At 44.4% G+C, this 1,552-nt stretch carries 2 protein-coding genes; one reads left to right on the plus strand and one right to left on the minus strand.

Annotated elements, in window-relative coordinates; all coding sequences use genetic code 11:
- Positions 1-202: 202 nt before the first annotated feature.
- A complete protein-coding gene (gene dnaN, locus PX482_RS20590) occupies positions 203-1,351 on the minus strand; it encodes a DNA polymerase III subunit beta (protein ID WP_002761694.1) in 1,149 nt (382 codons plus the stop codon).
- A 91-nt stretch (positions 1,352-1,442) separates the two neighbouring features.
- Here dnaN and PX482_RS20595 point away from each other — a divergent pair.
- On the plus strand, positions 1,443-1,552 hold a 110-nt coding region (locus PX482_RS20595; RefSeq protein ID WP_287738602.1), incomplete at its 3' end, for a helix-turn-helix domain-containing protein.

Genomic DNA, 1,552 nt, shown 5'->3' on the forward strand with positions numbered 1-1,552 from the left:
CAAGTCCTTATCTGGCAACGTTTTTAGTCGATTTCTCGAAATACATAGCTGAAAATTTTTAAAAACGTCGTGCTTTGCTTACCTCATAAGCGATTAAAGGTAGCAAAAAAAGAATTAGATTCGGAGAATGAATCAGCCCTAGGGGCCGGGGGGGTCTTATCTCTTGCCTCGTCTCAACAAGCAATTTAAATGCGCGGACAGCTTACTGACGAATTTGTACCGGCATCACCAAATAGGTCATCTTTAAACCTCCCAAGGGGGTAAAAATAACCGGTTGGGTACTAGCATTTAACTGCATTTGGATATCATTATTAGGTAAAGCCTTCAAACCGTCCATCAAATATTTAACATTAAAGGCAATATCGCCACTTTCTCCCTGAATTTCCGCCGCCATGGACTCTTTGGCACTACCTAAATCGGGAGATTCCACCGCTAGGGATAAACGGTCATTTTCGCTATCGAGGCTAAACTTGACTAAATTATTCTTTTGGTCCGATAAAACCGCCACTAATTCCAAACAACGGATTAATTGTTTGCGGTCTAAAACCAAAGAGCGCTCGAAGGATTTAGGAATTAACTGATTATAAGTGGGATAGGCCCCTTCTAACTTACGACTGGTTAACCTCTGTTCCCCCATTTCAAAGATGACTTGAGAATCATCCACATGCAGAGTAATAGTCTCGATATTTTGTTTTGTTGACATCATTCTTTCCAATTCTCGCAGGGCCCGGGCCGGAATGGTGACATTAAAGCCACCAGAGGCACTTTCCACCTCCTCTAGGGGAGTTTGTACCACCGCTAAACGATGACCGTCTGTAGCGGCAAATTCTAGACAATCGACGGTTTTAGTTAAATGCACCCCCGTCAACACCTGTTTAGTTTCATCGCCACTAGCGGCAAACAATGCACCTTTTAGTCCCTCTGTCAAGGCAACTACAGGTAAATTAACAATTTCCCCATCGGCCACCGTGGGCAATTCTGGGAACTCATCGGCTTTCATGCCGCGAATTTGGAACTGTGCCGAGGCAGTTTTCAGGAAAGCGAGACTATGCTCCTCATCATTCTCGTTTTCTTCCACAGAGATGGTGATTTCCCCCTCTCCCAAACGAGAGACAATATCGTTAAGTAATTTTGCCGGCAGGGTAATCTTACCCCCTTCCACCACCTCGGCCCGAAAACTGGTGCGAATCCCTAAACTCAAATCAAAAGCAGTCAGGCTAATTTCGCCCTTTTCCTCATCGGCACAAAAGAGAACATTTCCCAACACCGGATGGGTAGGACGACTGGCAACGGCCCGACTAACTAGGGATAAATTGCTGTTGAGTTCGCTTTGACTACTGGTAAATTTCATCGAAAATTTTGGGTCTGAAACCCCGTCGTTCTACGACGGCTTTACTGTTAAATATTAGCACATTTACGAAATATATGCTAAAATGTGAGGTATGGAAAAAGCCTATTCGTTTCGATTTTACCCCACACCAACACAAGAGTCGCTATTGCGGCGCACATTGGGCTGTGTAAGATTAGTTTACAACAAAGCTCTCCACGAACG

It is taken from the genome of Microcystis sp. M53602_WE12 (genome assembly GCF_030065455.1).
Classification (GTDB): domain Bacteria; phylum Cyanobacteriota; class Cyanobacteriia; order Cyanobacteriales; family Microcystaceae; genus Microcystis; species Microcystis aeruginosa.